The sequence below is a fragment of the Streptomyces sp. NBC_01537 genome (assembly GCF_045040445.1).
Taxonomy (GTDB): Bacteria; Actinomycetota; Actinomycetes; order Streptomycetales; family Streptomycetaceae; genus Actinacidiphila.
The window spans coordinates 7,052,570-7,071,281 of record NZ_CP109392.1; the positions used below are offsets into that span (position 1 = coordinate 7,052,570).

The 18,712-nt window shown below is 71.6% G+C and carries 17 protein-coding genes; 12 read left to right on the plus strand and 5 right to left on the minus strand.

The window, feature by feature from the left end:
* Positions 1 to 54: 54 nt before the first annotated feature.
* The 3 genes from OG607_RS32435 (at position 55) to OG607_RS32445 (ending at position 2,629) form a co-directional block, all read left to right on the plus strand.
* The gene (locus OG607_RS32435; protein ID WP_405730990.1) at positions 55 to 630 is read left to right on the plus strand and encodes a TerD family protein; all 576 of its coding nucleotides are present in this window, start codon (positions 55 to 57) and stop codon (positions 628 to 630) included.
* A 30-nt stretch (positions 631 to 660) separates the two neighbouring features.
* Positions 661 to 1,800, plus strand: coding sequence for a DUF475 domain-containing protein (locus OG607_RS32440; protein WP_405730991.1), 1,140 nt, complete (start codon positions 661 to 663; stop codon positions 1,798 to 1,800).
* Positions 1,801 to 1,891: 91 nt separating this feature from the next.
* Entirely contained in the window at positions 1,892 to 2,629 is a 738-nt protein-coding gene (locus tag OG607_RS32445) for a Tellurium resistance (RefSeq protein ID WP_405730993.1), read from the plus strand.
* Here OG607_RS32445 and OG607_RS32450 read toward each other — a convergent pair.
* Entirely contained in the window at positions 2,626 to 3,486 is an 861-nt protein-coding gene (locus OG607_RS32450) for a TerD family protein (protein ID WP_405730995.1), read from the minus strand. The genes OG607_RS32445 and OG607_RS32450 overlap by 4 nt on opposite strands.
* Positions 3,487 to 3,684: 198 nt before the next feature.
* Between OG607_RS32450 and OG607_RS32455 the strand changes: the two genes are divergently transcribed.
* Genes OG607_RS32455 through OG607_RS32465 form a run of 3 tightly spaced genes read left to right on the plus strand, consistent with a single transcriptional unit; the run spans position 3,685 to position 8,134 of the window.
* On the plus strand, positions 3,685 to 4,851 hold the full coding sequence (locus OG607_RS32455) for an HpcH/HpaI aldolase/citrate lyase family protein (protein ID WP_405730997.1): 1,167 nt from the start codon (positions 3,685 to 3,687) through the stop codon (positions 4,849 to 4,851).
* Complete coding sequence (locus tag OG607_RS32460) at positions 4,836 to 7,313, plus strand: phosphoribosyltransferase (protein ID WP_405730999.1); 2,478 nt, start codon at positions 4,836 to 4,838, stop codon at positions 7,311 to 7,313. Before OG607_RS32455 ends, OG607_RS32460 begins: the two co-directional genes overlap by 16 nt.
* Positions 7,310 to 8,134, plus strand: a complete 825-nt coding sequence (locus OG607_RS32465; protein WP_405731001.1) for an HAD family hydrolase — start codon at positions 7,310 to 7,312, stop codon at positions 8,132 to 8,134. The genes OG607_RS32460 and OG607_RS32465 overlap by 4 nt, the downstream gene beginning before the upstream one ends.
* Before the next feature lie 6 nt (positions 8,135 to 8,140).
* On the opposite strand, the gene OG607_RS32470 is transcribed toward OG607_RS32465, so the two are convergent.
* On the minus strand, positions 8,141 to 8,770 hold the full coding sequence (locus OG607_RS32470) for a nucleoside/nucleotide kinase family protein (protein ID WP_405731003.1): 630 nt from the start codon (positions 8,768 to 8,770) through the stop codon (positions 8,141 to 8,143).
* A 199-nt stretch (positions 8,771 to 8,969) separates the two neighbouring features.
* On the opposite strand from OG607_RS32470, the gene OG607_RS32475 reads away from it, so the two are divergent.
* Together OG607_RS32475 and OG607_RS32480 are read left to right on the plus strand one after the other, a co-directional pair.
* Positions 8,970 to 9,623, plus strand: a complete 654-nt coding sequence (locus OG607_RS32475) for an O-methyltransferase (protein WP_405731005.1) — start codon at positions 8,970 to 8,972, stop codon at positions 9,621 to 9,623.
* 9 nt (positions 9,624 to 9,632) lie between these two features.
* Complete coding sequence (locus tag OG607_RS32480) at positions 9,633 to 9,842, plus strand: zinc ribbon domain-containing protein (protein ID WP_405731007.1); 210 nt, start codon at positions 9,633 to 9,635, stop codon at positions 9,840 to 9,842.
* A gap of 3 nt (positions 9,843 to 9,845) precedes the next feature.
* On the opposite strand, the gene OG607_RS32485 is transcribed toward OG607_RS32480, so the two are convergent.
* The gene (locus tag OG607_RS32485; protein ID WP_405731009.1) at positions 9,846 to 11,087 is read right to left on the minus strand and encodes a hypothetical protein; all 1,242 of its coding nucleotides are present in this window, start codon (positions 11,085 to 11,087) and stop codon (positions 9,846 to 9,848) included.
* Positions 11,088 to 11,219: 132 nt separating this feature from the next.
* A complete protein-coding gene (locus OG607_RS32490; RefSeq protein ID WP_405731011.1) occupies positions 11,220 to 12,638 on the minus strand; it encodes a family 2B encapsulin nanocompartment shell protein in 1,419 nt (472 codons plus the stop codon).
* Between the two features lie 290 nt (positions 12,639 to 12,928).
* Here OG607_RS32490 and tatA point away from each other — a divergent pair, with 290 nt between their 5' ends.
* From tatA to OG607_RS32510, 4 genes are all read left to right on the plus strand, one after another.
* On the plus strand, positions 12,929 to 13,180 hold the full coding sequence (tatA, locus tag OG607_RS32495; RefSeq protein ID WP_405731013.1) for a Sec-independent protein translocase subunit TatA: 252 nt from the start codon (positions 12,929 to 12,931) through the stop codon (positions 13,178 to 13,180).
* Between the two features lie 121 nt (positions 13,181 to 13,301).
* Positions 13,302 to 15,248, plus strand: a complete 1,947-nt coding sequence (locus tag OG607_RS32500) for an FAD/NAD(P)-binding protein (RefSeq protein ID WP_405731015.1) — start codon at positions 13,302 to 13,304, stop codon at positions 15,246 to 15,248.
* A gap of 91 nt (positions 15,249 to 15,339) precedes the next feature.
* Positions 15,340 to 15,795 (plus strand): DoxX family protein, encoded by a 456-nt coding sequence (locus tag OG607_RS32505; RefSeq protein WP_405731017.1) that lies wholly within the window; start codon positions 15,340 to 15,342, stop codon positions 15,793 to 15,795.
* A gap of 256 nt (positions 15,796 to 16,051) precedes the next feature.
* The gene (locus OG607_RS32510; RefSeq protein ID WP_405731019.1) at positions 16,052 to 16,729 is read left to right on the plus strand and encodes a DedA family protein; all 678 of its coding nucleotides are present in this window, start codon (positions 16,052 to 16,054) and stop codon (positions 16,727 to 16,729) included.
* A gap of 6 nt (positions 16,730 to 16,735) precedes the next feature.
* On the opposite strand, the gene OG607_RS32515 is transcribed toward OG607_RS32510, so the two are convergent.
* Positions 16,736 to 18,655, minus strand: coding sequence for a hypothetical protein (locus tag OG607_RS32515; RefSeq protein ID WP_405731021.1), 1,920 nt, complete (start codon positions 18,653 to 18,655; stop codon positions 16,736 to 16,738).
* Positions 18,656 to 18,712: the final 57 nt, after the last annotated feature.

Consider the following 18,712-nt stretch of genomic DNA (forward strand, 5'->3'; position numbering starts at 1 on the left):
GGCGCCGCGCATCCGGCGCGGTGCCGTACGCCAGCCGGGGAGGAAAGAGAAGACATGGGCGTCACGCTCGCCAAGGGGGGCAATGTCTCCCTCACCAAGGCCGCACCCAATCTCACCCAGGTGATGATCGGACTCGGCTGGGACGCGCGCTCCACCACCGGAGCCGACTTCGATCTCGACGCCAGCGCCCTGCTGTGCGCATCGGGACGGGTGCTCGGCGACGAGTACTTCGTCTTCTACAACAACCTCAAGAGCCCCGACGGCTCGGTCGAGCACACCGGCGACAACCTCACCGGTGACGGCGAGGGCGACGACGAGTCGATCCTGGTCGACCTCAGCCAGGTGCCGGCGGGCGTCGACAAGATCGTCTTCCCGGTCTCGATCCATGAGGCCGACAGCCGCGGCCAGACCTTCGGCCAGGTCAGCAACGCCTTCATCCGGGTGGTCAACCAGGCCGACCAGGCCGAGTTGGCGCGCTACGACCTCTCCGAGGACGCCTCCAGCGAGACTGCGATGATCTTCGGTGAGCTCTACCGCTACAACGGCGAGTGGAAGTTCCGTGCAGTCGGCCAGGGGTACGCGTCGGGGCTTCGAGGCATCGCCCTAGACTTCGGGGTCAACGTTTCGTAAAGCCGCAACCGCAATGGGAATGGGTTACCAGTGCTCCTGAGAACATTCGGCTGGTCGTTCGGCATCACAGCCGCCGGCCTGGCCTTGGCCGGCGTCCTCTGGGGCGCTGAGGGGCTCGCCATCGTGGCGATCCTCTCCGTACTGGAGATCTCGCTCTCCTTCGACAACGCCGTGATCAACGCGGGCATCCTGCGGAAGATGAACGCCTACTGGCAGAAGATCTTCCTGACCATCGGTGTTCTGATCGCCGTCTTCGGCATGCGGCTGGTCTTCCCCGTCGTGATCGTCGCGATCACCGCGAAGCTCAGCCCGTGGGAGGCCGTCCAGCTCGCGATCAACGACAAGGAGCAGTACGAGAGCCTCGTCACCAGCGCCCACCCGGCGATCGCCGCCTTCGGTGGCATCTTCCTGCTGATGATCTTCCTCGACTTCATCTTCGAGGAGCGCGAGCACCAGTGGCTCTCCTGGCTGGAGAAGCCGCTCGCCAAGCTGGGCAAGCTGGACATGCTCTCGGTCGTCATCGCGCTGACCGCCCTGCTGGTCACCTCCATGACCCTCGCCACCGATGTGGCCCACCACGGCGGTGACAAGAGCGCCACGGTGCTGCTGTCCGGCGTGGCGGGTCTGATCACGTACCTGGTCGTGGGCGGCATCTCCAGCTACTTCGAGGACCGCCTGGAAGAGGGCGAGGACGAGGCCGACGAGACGGTCGCCGAGATCGCCAAGGGCGGCGGCACGAGCCCGGGCGCGTCCGCCGTGGGCCTGGCCGGCAAGGCCGCGTTCTTCATGTTCCTCTACCTCGAGGTCATCGACGCGTCCTTCTCCTTCGACGGCGTCATCGGCGCCTTCGCCATCACCAACGACATCTTCGAGATGGCCCTCGGTCTCGGCATCGGCGCGATGTACATCCGGTCCCTCACCGTCTACCTGGTCCGCCAGGGCACCCTGGACGACTACGTGTACCTGGAGCACGGCGCGCACTACGCGATCGGCGCCCTGGCGGGCATTCTCCTGGTCACCATCAAGTTCGAGATCAACGAGGTCATCACCGGCCTCGTCGGTGTCGTCCTGATCGGTGCTTCCTACTGGTCGTCGGTGGTGCGAAACCGGCGTGAAGGGGAAAGCTCAGGACAGTCGAACGACAAGGCGGAAGTCACTTCCGGAGTCTGATCCGGAGTCTGGGACTCTGATCGAGCAGACTCGCCGCCCCCTGCCGACGACCGGCAGGGGGCGGTTCGCGTCCAGGGGAGGGTGGAACGTTATGTGGAAGTTCCCGGGCTTTCTACGGCCCAGCGGCGCCGCTCAGTTCGACGTCGCGAACGCGCACACCGTCGAGCTGACCAGGCGGCATCCGGTGGTGTCCCTGAGCAAGCAGGGCGCCGCCACCGGCAACCTGCGGATCAACCTGTCCTGGTCCATGCGCCCCTCCGACGGCGCCTGGGACCAGCGCCAGGGCTCCTGGCTGCGCCGCCAGCTCCAGCTCTTCAAGCCCGAGGCGGTGCAGGCCGCCGGGCCCGCCATGGTCAACGTCGACCTCGACCTGGCCTGCCTGTACGAGCTGGCCGACGGCACCAAGGGGGTCGTACAGCCGCTCGGTGACTTCCTGGGCGACCTGGACGCGCCCCCGTACATACAGATGAGCGGCGACGACCGCTTCGGCGGCTCCTCCGGCGAGACGCTCTACATCAACTTCGACAAGCGGGAGGAGTTCAAGCGGCTGCTGGTCTTCGTCTACATCTACGACGGCACGCCCGCTTTCGACCGCACCCACGCCAAGGTTGATATCTTCCCGACCTCCGGCCCCCGCATCGAGATCCCGCTCACCGAGCGCGAGCCGCAGGCCCGTTCCTGCGCGGTCGTCCTGATCGAGAACAAGAAGGGTGAGCTGACGGTGCGCCGCGAGGTCAAGTACGTCTACGGCTTCCAGGCCGAGCTCGACCGGCTCTACGGCTGGGGCCTGCAGTGGGGCCGGGGCTACAAGACGGGCGCCAGGCCTTAGCGGCGCTCCTGGAACTGCGGGCCCTGCGGGGGCAGCTTGAAGGCGGTCGGCGAGGCGAGCTGCTGGTGCGGGTAGCCGTATGCGGGCGCCGGGACGGTGGCGGGGGCCTGCTGGGGGTAGCCGTAGGCCGCTGCCGGGACCGTCGGGGCGGCGGCGGGCGGGTAGCCGTAGGCGGGGGCGGCCGGCTGGGTGGCGGCCAGGGTGGGCGCGGCCAGCGGATAGCCGTCGGGCTCGGGCTCTGCCTGCTGCGGCACCGGCTGCGGCACGGAGGTCGGCTCGGAGTCGGGGGAGGCGTCGGGCGCGGGGCCGGCCGTGCCGTCCTCGTCCACGGAGATGCCGAACTCGGTGGCGAGGCCGACCAGCCCGTTCACATACCCCTGGCCGAGGGCGCGGAACTTCCACCCGTCGCCCCGCCGGTACAGCTCCCCGCAGATCAGCGCCGTCTCGCTGCCGGTGTCGGGCACGACGTCGAACAGCGCCAGGGCCTCGCCGTCGCCGCCGCTTCCGTAGAGTGTCAGCCGCAGGTCCGAGACCAGGCCGAACGGGCTGTCCTCCGCCGAGGCGCAGATCGCCACCCGGTCCACGCTCGGGTCGAGCGCGGACAGATCCACCTCTACGCTGTCGGTGAAGCCTCCGATGACGCTCTGCTTCGGCAGATGACGGGCCACGCCGGACGGGTGCCTGGGCTGGTTGTAGAAGACGAAGTCGGCGTCCGAGCGGACCCGCCCTTCCGGGCCGAGCAGCAGCGCCGACGCGTCGACATCCGGCCCGCCGGTGCCGGAGCTCCAGCGCAGCACCGCGCGCACCCCTGATGCCTTCAGGGGGATGTTCGAGCCCTTCACCATCGCGTGCGTCATGCCGGTCATCCTGCCCTTTCGGGCGGCGTGGCCACAACGCGGCGGGCTGTGTGTCACGGCGACACGCTGAGGACGCGAGGGGGTTACCTGATTTTCACGCACGACGGGAACGCAGGTCGTATACCCACACGTACGATAATCGGCCAGATGGCGTCAGGGGACGACACCCATCACTCCACCACTCACACGGGGACACGCATGCGCCACTTCGGGCACCTCGCGCCAGACGTACGGGATGAGCTGTTCCACCGCGAGCCGCAGGAATTCACCTCCGACTCGCCCGCGCGCACGCTCGCCGTGGCCCTGGGAGCGACCCTCTACAGCCCGGCCACCCGGACCACCCTCGCCGACGCCGTCCTGAAGCAGGCCGCGCGGGGCGTCGTGTCCATGGTGCTGTGCCTGGAGGACTCCATCGACGACCGCGAGGTCGAAGGCGCCGAGGAGAACCTCGTCCGCCAGTTCGCCGACCTCGCCGCCCGGGCCGACCGCGACCAGCTGCCGCTGCTGTTCATCCGCGTCCGCACCCCCGAGCAGATCACCGACCTCGTCCGCCGCCTCGGCGACGACGTCCGGCTGCTGTCCGGATTCGTGCTCCCCAAATTCACCGAGGAGACCGGCGTCCCCTTCCTCGAAGCCCTCACCGCCGCCGAGGTCGCCTGCGGCCGGCGGCTCTTCGCCATGCCGGTGCTGGAGTCCCCGCAGCTGCTCCACCTGGAGACCCGCACCGAGACCCTGTACGGCATCTCGCGCACCGTCGACAAGTACCGCGAGCGGGTGCTGGCCCTGCGGCTCGGCGTCACCGACTTCTGCTCCGCATACGGGCTGCGCCGCTCGCCCGACATGACCGCGTACGACGTCCGGATCGTCGCCTCGGTCATCGCCGACCTGGTCAATGTGCTGGGGCGGGCCGACGGCACCGGCTTCACGATCACCGGTCCGGTGTGGGAGTACTTCAAGCACTCCGAGCGCATGTTCAAGCCCCTGCTGCGCCACAGCCCCTTCGTCCCCGAGGCGGTCGACCTGCGCCAGTCGCTGATCCAGCACGACATGGACGGGCTGCTGCGCGAGATCGAGCTCGACCGGACCAACGGTCTTCAGGGCAAGACCTGCATCCACCCCTCGCACGTCCTGCCGGTGCACGCGCTCAACGTCGTCTCGCACGAGGAGTGGAGCGACGCCGTCGACATCCTCCACGAGGACCGCAGCGGCGGCGGCGTCCTCCGTTCGGCCTACACCAACAAAATGAACGAGGTGAAGCCGCACCGCGCCTGGGCCGAGCGCACCCTGCGGCGCGCCGAGGTCTTCGGCGTGGCCCGCGACGAGATCGGCTTCGTGGAGCTGCTGTCTGCGTGCGTGCCCGCGTGACGGGCGTTTGGAGTGGCCAGTGGGTCGCCGACCGCCTCGGCATCGAGCTGAGCGGAGACGGCATCCGCGAGCTCCTCGGCCTCGCCCTGCGCCGTAACCCCAAGCGGGCCCACCTGCTGGTGTCGAACGTGCTCGGCAAGCACGTCCCCCAGCGGCCCGCCGTCATCTACGGCGCCGGGCACGGCCTGGGCGTGCGGGTGCGGGCTCTGCTGGGGGACGACGCCGCCGCCCGTTCCGTCGTCCTCGGCTACGCCGAGACCGCGACCGGGCTCGGCCACGCCGTCGCCGACGGCCTCGGCCTCGCCCCCTACCTGCACTCCACCCGGCGCCCGGTCGACGGCGTCCCCACGGCGGGCGGCTTCGAAGAGAGCCACAGCCACGCCACCTCGCACCTGCTCCTCCCCGAGGACCCGGCCTTGCTGGCGGGGGACGGGCCGCTGGTCCTGGTCGACGACGAGTTCTCGACCGGCAACACGGTGCTCAACACGATCACCGACCTGCATGCGCGGTACCCGCGCGAGCGGTACGTGGTGGTGGCGCTCGTCGATATGCGGTCGGAGGCGGACCGGGGTCGGTTGCGGGACTTCGCGGCGGAGCTGGGTGCGCGGGTCGATCTCATCGCGCTGGGCTCGGGCACGGTTGTCCTGCCGGACGGCGTGCTGGAGCGGGGCCAGGAGCTGGTGGCCGCCCACGAGGGGCTTTCCCCCACCCCGCCCCTTCCCGAAACCGGGGCTTCGCCCCGGACCCCACTGGGGGCTTCGCCCCCAGACCCCCAGTCCTCAAACGCCGGACGGGCTGAGTTTGTCGACCTCGGCTGGCCGGCCGGCCTCCCGGACGGCGGCCGCCACGGCTTCACCCCGGCGCACCGCACACGGCTGGACGCCGCGCTGCCCGCCATGGCGGCCAGCCTCGCCGCCGCGCTCCCGCGGAACGCGACCCGCGTTCTCGTCCTCGGCAACGAGGAGCTGATGTACGCCCCGCTGCGGCTCGCGCACGCCCTGGAGGAGGCCGTGGGAGGCGGGGCGGACGTCCGGTTCTCCACGACCACGCGGTCGCCCGTGCTGGCCGTGGACGATCCGGGGTACGCGATCCGCACACGTATCGTCTTCCCTGACCACGACCATCCGGCCGACGGCGACGGCGAACGCTACGCGTACAACGTCGCGGGCGGCGGCTTCGACGCGATCGTCGCCGTCGTGGACTCGGCGGGGGACACCCCCGCCCTGCACGCCCCGGACGGGCTGCTCGCGCGGCTCGCCGGACACACAGAAAGGCTGCTGCTCGCCGTGGTGCCCTCGTACACCCCCAGCACGCCCAGCGCGCTCCCCTCCCCCCTGCGCGGCCCCGCCTTCTCCTCCTACGCGCCGGAGGAGGTCGGCTGGCTGCTGAAGGACCTGTCGGAGGCGGAGCTGGAGGCGCCGACGGAGGAGCGGGAGGAGGCGATCCAGAGCGGGGGCGCGCACTACGCGGAGTCGCTGCCGGTCGAGTACCAGCCCACTGCGGAGTACCAGGCCCTGTTCAGGGCCGCGCTGGACACCTCGGCGGGCCGGATGGCGCGGGCGGTCGGCGCGGTGACCGAGCTGGTGCTGGCCGAGCGGGGCCCGGACGTGGTGCTGGTGTCGCTGGCCCGGGCCGGAACCCCGGTCGGCGTGCTGATGCGCCGCTGGGCGCGGCACGCGCACGGCCTGGAGCTGCCGCACTACGCCGTCTCGATCGTGCGGGGCCGCGGCATAGACACCACGGCGCTGCGCTGGCTCGCCGAGCACCACGACCCCGCGCAGGTGGTCTTCGTGGACGGCTGGACCGGCAAGGGCGCGATCACCCGCGAGCTGGCCGAGGCCGTCAAGCCGTACGGGAGCTTCGACCCGGAGATCGCCGTGCTCGCCGACCCCGGCGGCTGCGTACGCACCTACGGCACCCGGGACGACTTCCTGATCCCCTCCGCGTGCCTCAACTCGACCGTGTCCGGGCTGATCTCCCGCACCGTGCTGCGCGCCGACCTGATCGGGCCGGACGACTTCCACGGCGCGAAGTTCTACCGCGAGCTGGCCGGCGCCGATGTCTCCGGGCTCTTCCTGGACACCGTCCAGGCCCGCTTCGCGGAGGTCGGCGACGAGGTCGCGTACGACGTCAAGGCGCTGCAGGGCGCCGACCGCAGCCCCACCTGGGAGGGCTGGGCGGCGGTCGAGCGGATCAGCGAGGAGTACGGCATCGGGGACGTCAACCTCGTCAAACCGGGGGTCGGGGAGACCACGCGAGTGCTGCTGCGCCGCGTCCCCTGGAAGATCCTCGCCCAGCGCGGCGCCGGCGCCGACCTGGACCATGTACGCCTGCTCGCCGAGCAGCGCGGCGTCCCCGTGGAGGAGGTGGACGGCCTGCCCTACTCCTGCGTCGGGCTCATCCACCCCCGCTTCACGCGGGGCGCGACCGGCACGGACGGCAAGGCGGTAGCGGCGAAGTGACGACTACGAATCTCAAGCGTGTCCTGGTCGCCAGCGACCTCGACCGCACCCTCATCTACTCCCCCTCCGCGCTCGCCCTGAGCATGCCCGACGAGTACGCCCCCCGGCTGCTCTGCGTCGAGGTCAACGAGGCGCGCCCGCTGTCCTTCATGACCGAGACCGCGGCCGGCCTCGTCCAACGGCTCGCCGTCGCCGCGGAGTTCGTCCCCGCCACGACGCGCACGCGCAAGCAGTACCGGCGCATCAACCTCCCCGGGCCGATTCCGCGCTTCGCCATCTGCGCCAACGGCGGCCACATCCTCGTCAAGGGGCACACCGACCACGACTGGAACGCCGAGATGCGGCGCCGCCTCGCCGACGGCTCGGTGCCCCTGGCCGAGGTGCGCGAGCACCTGACGCGGACCGCCGATCCGGCATGGCTGCGCAAGGAGCGCGTCGCCGAGGACCTGTTCGTCTACCTGGTCGTCGAGCGCGGCCTGATCTCCGAGGCCTGGGTCAAGGAGTTCTCCGGCTGGGCGGACGAGCGCGGCTGGACGGTCTCCCTGCAGGGGCGCAAGATCTACGCCGTCCCCAAGCCGCTCACCAAGAGCGCGGCCCTGGAGGAGGTCGTCCGCCGCACCGGCGCCGACCACGTCCTCGCGGCGGGGGATTCGCTGCTCGACGCGGATCTGCTGATGGCAGCGCACGCGGGCTGGCGGCCCGGCCACGGCGAACTCGCCGACAGCGGCTGGGCCGCGCCGCATGTCGAGCCGCTCGCCGTCGCCGGCGTGGCGGCGGGCGAGGAGATGCTCCGGCGGATGCTGGCGGTGGCCGAGGCCTGAGGGCCCCTACGCGGGCCGCACGACCCGCCCGCACGCGGCGCGCGTCGCCTCGACGCGCGCCGCATTGGGCCGCTCGCTGGAAGCGATGAAGGCCTGCGCCTCGGCCTCCGTACGGCCCCCCTGGACGTGCCGTTCCAGCAGCCGCCGCTCCCGCAGTGACGCCGGTGCCTCGACGAACCACAGCTCGTCCAGCAGATCCCGCACCTCCCCCCACCCCGGCCCGCCGTCGGCCAGGTAGTTGCCCTCCGTCACGACGAGCTGCGTTGATGCCGGCACGACGATCGCGGCGGCGACGGGCTCGTCCAGGCTGCGGTCGAAGTCCGGCGCGTAGACCGGTCGGCCGTGCCAGGCGCGCAGGCGCCGCAGGAGCGAGACGTAGCCGTCGATGTCGAAGGTGTCCGGGGCACCTTTGCGGTCGCGAAGGCCGAGCCGGTCCAGCTGGTTGTTGGAAAGATGGAAGCCGTCCATCGGGACGTAGGCGGCGGTGTCCGGGCCGAGGCGGGCGTTGACCGCGTCGACCAGGGACCGGGCGAGGGTGGACTTGCCGGCGGCGGGGGCGCCGGCAAGGCCGAGGAGAGCGCGCCGGGCAGGGATGCCGGGGACGAGGGCGATGGCGTGATCCACTTCGACGGACATACCGCCACCTTAGGAGCTAGTGCTGTGGCCGGGAACGTTCGCCGGGTTGCGCAGCCCGCCGGCTGTGCTTTGTCCTCAATCGCCGGACGGGCTGAATTCAGCCCGTCCGGCGATTGAGGACGGAACCGGAAGCCGGACGGACCCGGCAAACCATTCCGGTCACCGCGCTAGGGCCCGAAAGGGAGACACCGTGCACGAGATGAAGAATCCGACGCTCACACCTGAGCTGTACGCATACATGCTCAAGCACAATCCGCCCCTGGACCCGGTGCAGCGGGAACTGGTCGAGGTGACACACGCCCGGCTGGGGGAGGACGCGACCATGCAGTCCGCGGAGGAGCAGGGACCGCTGCTGGCCTTTCTGGTGCGGCTGATCGGGGCGCGCCGGATCGTGGAGGTCGGTACGTTCACCGGCTTCTCGGCCCTGTCGATGGCGCAGGCACTCCCGGCCGACGGCGAGCTGATCGCCTGCGACATCTCGGAGGAGTGGACCGCGTACGGGCGTCAGGCCTGGGCGAAGGCCGGGGTGGACGACCGGATCGACCTGCGGATCGGCCCGGCGCTGGAGACGCTGCGGGCGCTGCCGGCGGACCCGGTGGTCGACCTCGTGTATCTGGACGCGGACAAGGAGAACTACGTCAACTACTGGGAGGAACTGGTCCCGAGGATGCGCCCCGGCGGGATGATCGTGGCCGACAACACGCTCTTCCACGGCCGCGTCCTGGACCCGGCGGCCACGGGCGCGACCGCCGGCATCCAGGCCTTCAACGAGCGGGTGCACGCCGACGACCGCGTCGAGGCCGTGCTGCTCACTGTCGCCGACGGGCTCACACTCGCCCGCAAGCGCCCTTAAGGTGACTGCATGCCCCGTTACGAGTACCGCTGCAAGTCCTGTGGCAGCACCTTCGAGCTGAACCGTCCGATGGCCGAGTCCTCCGCCCCCGCGACGTGCCCCGACGGGCACGAGGACACGGTCAAGCTGCTTTCCACGGTGGCCGTCGGCGGCTCGGCGTCCGCCGCGCCCCAGCCGAGCGGCGGTGGCGGCTGCTGTGGCGGAGGCTGCTGCTCATAAGAGCTAGTGGTGCGCCGCTCGCTCGCCGCGGATGTCGGCGACGACCCGGGCCGCCGTCTCGCGCACGGCGGCGGTCTCGGTGAGGAAGTGCCAGTAGTCGGGGTGGCGGCCCTCCAGCGCGGTGACGGCGCGGTCGAGGCGGGCCACGGCGTCGTCGAGGGGGCGGGCGTGGCGGGGCTCGGGGGTGTTGCGGCCCTGCATGGCGAGGCGCTGGGCGTCGCGGATGGCGAAGCGGGTCTTGTCGATCTCGGCGCCGGGGTCCTTGCTGACCTCGTTGAGGCGGCGGAGCCGGTCACCGGCGGCGGAGACGGCCCCGTCGAGCTCGTCGAGCAGCGCGCGGGCGGTGCTCAGCAGTGACGTGGCGTCCGGCCAGCGCTGCTCGTCGCGGGCGCGGGCGGCCTCGGCGAGCTTCTGCCCGGCCTGGGCGATCACGCCGTCCGCGTGGGCCGGCACGTGCTGCAGGTCCTCCCAGCAGGCGAGGCTGAAGCGTCTGCGCAGCTCGCTCAGGACCGGGTCCACGCCCTCGGCGCGGGTGGCCAGCGCCTGGGTGCGGGTGCGCAGGGACACCAGCCGCTTGTCGATCTCGCGGGCCCGCTCCGGCAGCCGGTCGGCCTCGGCGCGGATGGCCTCGGCTGCGCGCAGTACCTCGTCGGCCCGCTGGATGGTGGGCTGTACGCCGTGTGCGCCCGCGCCCTGGTTGAGCTTGGTCAGCTCCGGTGACAGCGCCGCCAGCCGCGCCGCGAGGTCGTCGGCCTTGAGGCCGGAGGCCCGTACGGCGTCCAGCGCGTTGCTTGCGGCGAGCAGGGCCTGGCGGGCCCGCTCGACGGCGGGGGCGAGGCGGGCGAGCTGGGTCTCGGCCTTGCCGAGGAGGGGGCCGAGGCCCTGGGCGAAACGGTCGAGGTCGGCCTTGGCGCGTACCAGGTCGTCCTTGGCCCGGGTGAGGTCGGCGCGGGCGCGGGAGGCCTCGGCGGCCTCCAGTTCGTCGCGGTCCAGGTCGTGGGCGTCCACGGCGGCGATGTAGGCGCCGCTGACCTGGTCGATGCGCTCGCCGAGGGCCCGGAAGTCGGCGCGGACGCGCTGGGCGGCGGGGGAGTTGTCGGCGGCGCTGATCGTCTCGATCGAGATCACGAGGTCGCGCTGGGCGGTGTCGAGCTCGTAGAACGCCTCGGCGGCGGCATCCTTCGCGGCCTGGGCGTCGGCCCGCAGGTTGTCGCCGCGCCGCCACCACGAGCGTGCCGTCGTCACAGTCGCTCTCTCCCGCTCCGCCACCGCTGGTTGTCCGCTCCAGTCTCCCACCCGGGGCGTACGAATACATCGGGCGGGGCGGCGCGGCCCGGCCGGCGCCGGGGCGCCGGCCGGGCGAGCGGGCATGGTGGGTCAGCTCCAGCGGGCGATCTCCACGTTCTCCAGCACTCCGAGCGCGTCGGGGACTAGCACGGCGGCCGAGTAGTAGGCGCTGACGAGATACGAGATGATCGCCTTTTCGTTGATTCCCATGAAGCGCACCGACAGGCTCGGCTCGTATTCGTCCGGAATTCCGGTCTGGTGCAGGCCGATGACGCCCTGGTTGTCCTCGCCGGTGCGGAGCGCGATGATCGAGCTCGTGTTCTCCTTCGTGATGGGGATCTTGTTGCACGGGAGGATCGGAATTCCACGCCAGGCCGGGATCGAGTGGCCCTGGAAATCCACGTGATCCGGATAGAGGCCCCGGCTGTTGAACTCACGGCCGATCGCGGCGATCGCCTTCGGGTGCGCCAGCAGGAACTGTGTGTTGCGGCGACGGCTGATCAGCGAGTCCAGGTCGTCCGGGGTCGGCGGGCCGGCGTGCGTGTTGATCCGCTGGGAATAGTCCGCATTGTGCAGCAGGCCGAATTCCCGGTGGTTGATGAGCTCGTGCTCCTGCCGCTCGCGCAGCGCCTCGATGGTGAGCTTCAGCTGCTGCTCGACCTGGTTGTACGGCTGGTTGTACAGGTCGGCGACCCGGCTGTGCACCCGCAGCACGGTCTGGCCCACGCTCAGCTCGTACTCGCGCGGGTGGGTCTCGTAGTCGACGAAGGTGCCCGGCAGTTGCGCCTCGCCCACGTGGCCGGCGGAGAGCGCGATCTCGGCCTGGCCGTATTTGTCCTGGGCCTGCCCGCCTCCGTTGAGGTACTCGGCGACGTGCGCCCGCAGCGCGTCCGACTGGCCCGCCACGGCGTCGAAGGCCTGGCGGGGGAGGGCGAGCAGGGTGACGGCGGTGGCCGCCTTGGCGGTGAAGCCCCAGGCGCCGTCGGAGGAGGCCAGCGACTCGTCGCCGAAGTGGCCGCCGTCCGCGAGGAATCCGACCACGGCCTGGCCGTCGTACTTGCCGGTGGCCAGCTTGTCGACCTTGCCGTGGGCGATCAGGAACACCTGGTCGGACGGCCGGCCCTCTTCCACGATCACTTCGCCCGGGGCGAATTCACGCTGTACGAACCGGTCCGCCAGCGCGCTGAGCACGCCCGGGTCGTCGAAACCGCGCAGCAGCGGCAGCTCGCCGAGCTCCGCCGGAATCACCCGTACCTCGGCGCCGGTCTGGATGAAATCGACCCGGCCGTCTCCCACCGAATAGCTGAGCCGCCGGTTTACCCGGTAGGTGCCGCCCGCGACCTGGACCCACGGCAGAACTTTCAGCAGCCACCGTGAGCTGATTCCCTGCATCTGCGGAGCGGATTTCGTCGTGGTCGACAGATTCCGCGCCGCGGCAGTACCGAGAGCCTGCTGGGGCGGCGTTTCCTCTGCCCCGGTCTCCGGCGCGATACCTGACTCAACCGACATGTGCAGTCCTCCCCATAGCTACTTCGAGGCGGTAAATCCTCCTGGATTCCGCCCAGTTGGACGCTACCCAGTCGGCCCGGGTCCGGCACTCACTCAAAAGAGTGAGCATGCGGCGGCGAAGAACCCCCGGTGAATTCCCACCGCTCCCGTGCGCCCCTCAGTGCGCCCCCGTCCCAGAGGTTTCCTTTGCCGAGGTTTTGGTCGTCCAGGGGCGGCTCTGCCCCGGCCACCGGTGACACTGGACGACGGCACCAACGAATAACGACACCAAGCGGCCACGGGAGGCCCCTATGCTCCGCAACGGACTCGAGCCCTGGCACCTGGCCCTGGTCGCCCTGGTCTGCGTCCTGCTCTTCGGCTCCAAGAAGCTCCCGGAAGCCGCCCGCGGCCTCGGCAAGTCGATGCGGATCCTGAAGTCCGAGGCGCGCGCGATGAAGACCGACGACGAGACCCCCGCGCAGCCGGTGACGCCCGCCGCTCCGCTGTCCTCGGTGTCCGCGGAGCCCGCTGAGCCTGCGAAGGGCGCCGCCGACGTGGCGTGATCCGTCCCACACCGGATGTGGACAACCGGCCCCGGCATGGACACGGGCCACCCGCACGGGATGATGTTCGGCGCACCGCACCCGCACCCGCAGCCGCATCTGCCCCCGGGAGACCCCCACCGTGTCCGGAGCCGCAGCCCAGCCACGTCATGCCATAGCCATCGTCGGCGCCGGTCCGCGCGGCACCAGCGTGCTGGAGCGGGTCTGCGCGGCCGCCCCCGGCCTGCTGGCGCCCGGCGCGCGCCTGACCGCGCATGTGCTGGACGCGGCGCCGCCCGGGCCGGGGCGGGTGTGGCGCACCGTGCAGCCGCGCGAGCTGCTGATGAACACCGTCTCCTCGCAGGTGACCCTGTTCACCGACGAGAGCCTGCGGTGCGAGGGCCCGATCCGCCCCGGGCCGAGCCTGTACGCGTGGGCCGCCGCCCTCGCCCGCTCCGACACCGCGGCCGCCGGCTATGAGCCGTCGGTGCGGGCGGAGGCGGCCGCCCTGGGCCCGGACGACTATCCGAGCCGGGCCTTCTACGGCCACTACCTGGAGTGGGTATTCGGCCGAATCCAGCGGACCGCCCCCGACGGCGTCGACATCATCGTGCACCGCACCGAGGCGGTGCGGCTGGAGGACGACGCGTACGGCCGCCAGCTGCTGGAGCTCGACGACGGCCGGATCCTGCGCGGCCTGGACGCGGTCGTGCTCGCCCAGGGCCACCTCCCGGTCGCGCCGACCGCCCAGGAGGAGCAGCTCGCCCGCCACGCCGCCGCCCACGGCCTGCACTACTTCCCGCCCGCCAACCCCGCCGACCTGGACCTGGGCCCCGACGTCGTCCGCCCCGGCGAGCCGGTCCTGCTGCGCGGCCTCGGCCTCAACTTCTTCGACCACATGGCGCTGCTGACCACCGGCCGTGGTGGCGCCTTCCGTCCCGCGGGCGACGACGACCGGCTCACGTACGTCCCCTCCGGCCGCGAGCCCCGCATTCTGGCCGGATCGCGGCGCGGCGTCCCCTACCACGCGCGCGGCGACAACGAGAAGGGCGCGCACGGCCGCCACCAGCCGCTTCTGCTCACCGTTGACGTCATAGAGGCCCTGCGCAAGCGCGCCGAGTCCGGTGACTGCCCCGACTTTCTGCAGGACGTGTGGCCGCTGGTCGCCAAGGAGGCCGAGACGGTCTACTACGCGACGCTGCTGGCCGACCCCGAGGGCTTTCGCGAGCGCTATCTGCTCACCACTCACGGCGGTCCCGAAGAGGCCGCCGTACTGGACGAGTTCGGGATCCCGGCCGCCGAGCGCTGGGACTGGGCGCGCCTCGCCCGCCCGCACCGGGGCGCCGGATTCGCCGACCGGGACGCGCATCGCGGCTGGCTGCTCGCCCACCTGCGCCAGGACGCGGAGCAGGCCCGGCTCGGCAATGTCGGCGGCCCGCTCAAGGCGGCCCTGGACGTCCTGCGCGACCTGCGCAACGAGCTGCGGCTGGTGGTGGACCACGCGGGCCTGACCGGCGATTCGCACCGCGACCACCTCGACCGCTGGTACACCCCGCTCAACGCCTTTCTGTCGATCGGCCCGCCGCGCCGCCGTATCGAGGAGCTGGAGGCCCTGGTCGAGGCCGGGGTGGTCGAGGTGGTCGGGCCCCGGCTGGCGGTGGAGGCCGGGCCGGGGCCGTACTTCACCGCCGAGTCCCCGGACGTGCCGGACTCGCGGGTGCGGGTGACCGCCCTGGTCGAGGCCCGGCTGCCGGAGCCCGATCTGCGGCGGACCGCCGATCCGCTGCTCGCGCGGCTGCTGGAGCGCGGTGAGTGCCGTCCGCACCGGGTCGGCGCCTACGAGACCGGCGGGCTGGACGTCACGGAGAGCCCGTACCGGCTGATCGACCGGGCCGGGCGGGCCCATCCGCGCCGCTTCGCGGTGGGCGTGCCGACCGAGGGAGTGCACTGGGTGACGGCGGCCGGGGCCCGGCCGGGGGTCAATTCGGTGACGCTGGCCGACACGGACGCAGTGGCGCGGGCGGCGCTGCGGACGGCCTTTCGGCAGGTCGTTACGGGTGTGTTTCCGCTGGCGGAAATCGATTCCTGAAAATTCTTGAAAGTTGCAGGTTTAAGGAAGGCTGCCTAGGGTCTTGGCTTCATCGGTTCGTCCCCCACCTGACCGAAGGAGCATTATTGTCATGCCCATTTCAACTCTGGCCGAATCGGCCAAGCCCCACGTTCTCGCCCTCTTCCGGGTTGTCATCGGCCTGCTCTTCGCCTGCCACGGCGCCGCCTCGCTCTTCGGCGTCCTCGGCGGCGCGATGGGCGGCGGCTCCATCCCGGCCGGCACCTGGCCCGGCTGGTACGCGGCCGTCATCCAGCTCGTCGGCGGCACCCTGGTGCTGCTCGGCCTCGGCACCCGCATCGCGGCGCTGATCGCCTCCGGCTCCATGGCGTACGCGTACTTCGACGTGCACGCCGCCCACGCCCTGTGGCCCATCCAGAACGGCGGCGAACTCGCCGCCATCTACGCCTGGGCCTTCCTGCTGGTCGTCGTCGCCGGCCCCGGCGGCTGGGCGCTCGACGGCCTGCTCGGCGCCCGCGTGGCGGCGGGGCGCGGAGCGCCGGCCGAGCGTGAGCCCAGCGCGGTCTGACGCTTCGTCCGGCGCATCGCCCGACGCGGCACCTGACGTGTCGTCCGGCGTGCCGTTCTGAAGGGGCGGTGGAGGCAACCTTTCGGGTGGCCTCCACCGTCCCTTTGGTTATTCCCCATCCCGGGGATTCATCATGAGCGGAACGTCACTCCCGCCACGGCGGCCCCGGACCGCCTGGGGAAACATCCGAAGCGTACGCTGTACGGCGGAGCGGATGAGTGATCCGCACCGCTCATTCGCCGGACAGGGAGGCACAGTGCTCGAGGGACTGACCTCCTTGCTGCACGGGCCGTGGATCTACCCGCTCGTCGCCGTCTCGATCGTCCTCGACGTCTTCCTGCCGGTGCTCCCCAGCGGCATGCTGCTGATCTCCGCAGCCACCGCCGGGTCGGCCTCCGCCGGCGGCGAACTCATCGACATCGCCATCCTCCTGGCCTGCGCCGCCGCCGCCTCGATCCTCGGCGACATCGCCGCCTACCGCCTCGCCTGGCGCGGCGGCGACTGGCTCGACCAGCACCTCGCCCAGTCCCGGCGGCTGTCCACCGCGCAGGAACGGCTCGGCGCCGTCCTCGCCCACGGCGGCGGCGCCCTCGTCATCCTCGCCCGCTTCGCCCCCGCCGGCCGCTCGGTCGTCAGCCTCAGCGCGGGCGCCGCCCACCGCCGCGCCAAGGAATTCCTGCCCTGGTCCGCCCTCGCCGGCCTCACCTGGGCCGTGTACAGCGTCGGCCTCGGCTACCTCGGCGGCCAGTGGCTCGGCGCCACCTGGCTCGGCACCGGCCTGTCCCTGCTCGCCCTCATCGCCTCCGGCTCCGTCGCCGCGTACGTCTTCCAGCGCGAGCGCAACAGCACCCGCGGCGTGGCGTCCACCGTCATCGCCGTGAACCTGCCGGCGCAGGCGACCACCGACCGGGCCGCGGTCGCCGAAGCGCTCTGATTCACCTCACCTCACTCCCGCGTGCGGGATCTCGATGCTCGTCAGGGTCGCCGGCTCGGGCGTGAACGCGCGGAGCCGCACATGCTTGCGGGCCTGGCGCGGAAGCTTGAACGGGCCCTCGGGCGGCAGCAGTACGTAGTGGGCGGTCCCGTGCGCGGCGATGCCCGACGGGCCCGACCGGACCTTCCAGAAGGCGGACGTGCCCTGGCCGATGCTCACCACGAAGTGCGGGGTCAGGACGGAGTCCGTGGGGTTGGTGACATCGACGGCGAGCAGGGTCAGGGCCTGGGGCGCCGTGCCGTGGAGGTGCTCGGCGGTGATCCGCATCCGCAACGGCGGCGGCGAGGCGGCCGCGACCCCGACGCACAGGAACGACGGCGCCAGCAGCCCGGCCGCCAGCGCGGCCCGCACCGGCAGACGGGACCACGAGCGCAGGGGCGGGCGCGGACGCCAGGCGGTGGCGAAGGCGGCGGTCGGGGCGGTGGCCGCCGCGGCGAGCCACAGCGGGGTCATCATCACGTAGTAGCCGTCCTGGGAACGCGTCGCGAAGTAGAAGACGCACCAGGGCAGAACGGCCGCAGCCGGGCCGAGGCGGCGTATGAACACGGCGAACAGCGCGAGCAGTCCGCACAGCAGCAGCATGCTCGCGTAGGAGTAGAAGGCCAGCCGGCTGCTGCCGTGGGTGAAGTAGTACGAGATGCCGACGATGCCCTGGCCGTGGATGAAGGCGCCCTGCGTGAGAGGCAGGGCCACCCCCTCCAGCCATGCGTGGGGGGCCTGGACGATGAAGTACGCGTTGATGGCCAGCCAGGTGGCGGCGGCCGTCCCCAGGAAACGGGCGACCAGGGCGAGTGCCTGGCGGTGGCCCAGGGTCTGTCCGGTCGATCTTGGTCGGACAGGCCGGGGCGTCTGGTGTGGTGCATCGCAAGGCGCCGGAGCGTCCGCAGGGTGGTTTCCTGCGGGCGTTTCGGCAACGCCGCGAGGTGCCGCGCCAGGCGTCGCGGACCCGGGCAAGATCGACCGGACAGGCCCTAGCTCGCCCCGGCGCACCGCGTACAGACCCACCAGCAGGAACGGCGTGAGGAACCACGGCAGTTGCTGGGCCGCGCAGGCCGCACCCAGGCACGCCGCGCGCAGCAGCCCCGGGCGGCCGAGGCGCCCGCCCGCGCCGATCGACGGCCAGCCCACGACGACCGGTACCAGGAGCGCGAAGGCGGTCATCGCCGGGTAGCCGATGCGGGCGTATTGGGGCAGCAGCCCGAAGCCGAGGCACACGGCGGTTACCGCGGAGCGCCAGGCGACCGGGACCTTGAACCACAGCAGCACGGTGCCCGCGAGGAGCGCGCCGGTACTGACCATGGTCGCGGCGAGGGCGCTGCCCACCACGGCGTACACCGGAGCCGTGAGCAGCGGGACCAGCGGCGGGTACCCGTAGGTGTAGTCGACGCCGCCGGACATGGTCTGCGTGATGGCGACATGCCCGTCCTGGAACAGCCAGGGCCAGGGCTGCCCGTAGATCGGCCGGCCGTGCAGGATCTCGTGCGCGGCCTGCGCGGTGAGCACACCCTCGTCGCTCGCGCTGTGGGACATGGCGAAGCCGCACAGCGCCAGCACGATCCCGGTGAGCAGCACCGCCAGATCCACCCGGGCGAGGGCGGCCCGGCCGCGCACGGACAGGGCGAGCACGCCGGTCGCCAGGATGGCGGCGTACGCGACGGATATGACGGCGGCGATGGGCGGGAAAGCGCCCATCGCCGCCGTCCACACGCCACGGGTGCCTATGAACAAGCTGATGACGCCCAGCAGCGTCATACCCCGGTGCAACTGGGACGGGGACGACAGGCCGGGACCGGCCTCGGGGGAGGGTTGCGGTCTCGCCGCGGGAACCATGGCCGGAATGGGGGCGATTTCAGCCGTCCTGCTCATGCGGGGTGGTCCTCCGGGGCAACCTGATGGCCGTCAACTACCTCTGTGTAGTTGAAG

Excerpts from the sequence above, each read along its gene's own strand:
- OG607_RS32435 (WP_405730990.1), top strand. The coding sequence starts at position 55 with ATGGGCGTCACGCTCGCCAAGGGGGGCAATGTCTCCCTCACCAAGGCC.
- OG607_RS32480 (WP_405731007.1), top strand. The coding sequence starts at position 9,633 with ATGCCCCGTTACGAGTACCGCTGCAAGTCCTGTGGCAGCACCTTCGAG.
- OG607_RS32515 (WP_405731021.1), bottom strand. The coding sequence starts at position 18,655 with ATGAGCAGGACGGCTGAAATCGCCCCCATTCCGGCCATGGTTCCCGCG.
- OG607_RS32445 (WP_405730993.1), top strand. The coding sequence starts at position 1,892 with ATGTGGAAGTTCCCGGGCTTTCTACGGCCCAGCGGCGCCGCTCAGTTC.
- OG607_RS32475 (WP_405731005.1), top strand. The coding sequence starts at position 8,970 with ATGAAGAATCCGACGCTCACACCTGAGCTGTACGCATACATGCTCAAG.
- tatA (WP_405731013.1), top strand. The coding sequence starts at position 12,929 with ATGCTCCGCAACGGACTCGAGCCCTGGCACCTGGCCCTGGTCGCCCTG.
- OG607_RS32490 (WP_405731011.1), bottom strand. The coding sequence starts at position 12,638 with ATGTCGGTTGAGTCAGGTATCGCGCCGGAGACCGGGGCAGAGGAAACG.
- OG607_RS32505 (WP_405731017.1), top strand. The coding sequence starts at position 15,340 with ATGCCCATTTCAACTCTGGCCGAATCGGCCAAGCCCCACGTTCTCGCC.
- OG607_RS32470 (WP_405731003.1), bottom strand. The coding sequence starts at position 8,770 with ATGTCCGTCGAAGTGGATCACGCCATCGCCCTCGTCCCCGGCATCCCT.
- OG607_RS32455 (WP_405730997.1), top strand. The coding sequence starts at position 3,685 with ATGCGCCACTTCGGGCACCTCGCGCCAGACGTACGGGATGAGCTGTTC.
- OG607_RS32450 (WP_405730995.1), bottom strand. The coding sequence starts at position 3,486 with ATGACGCACGCGATGGTGAAGGGCTCGAACATCCCCCTGAAGGCATCA.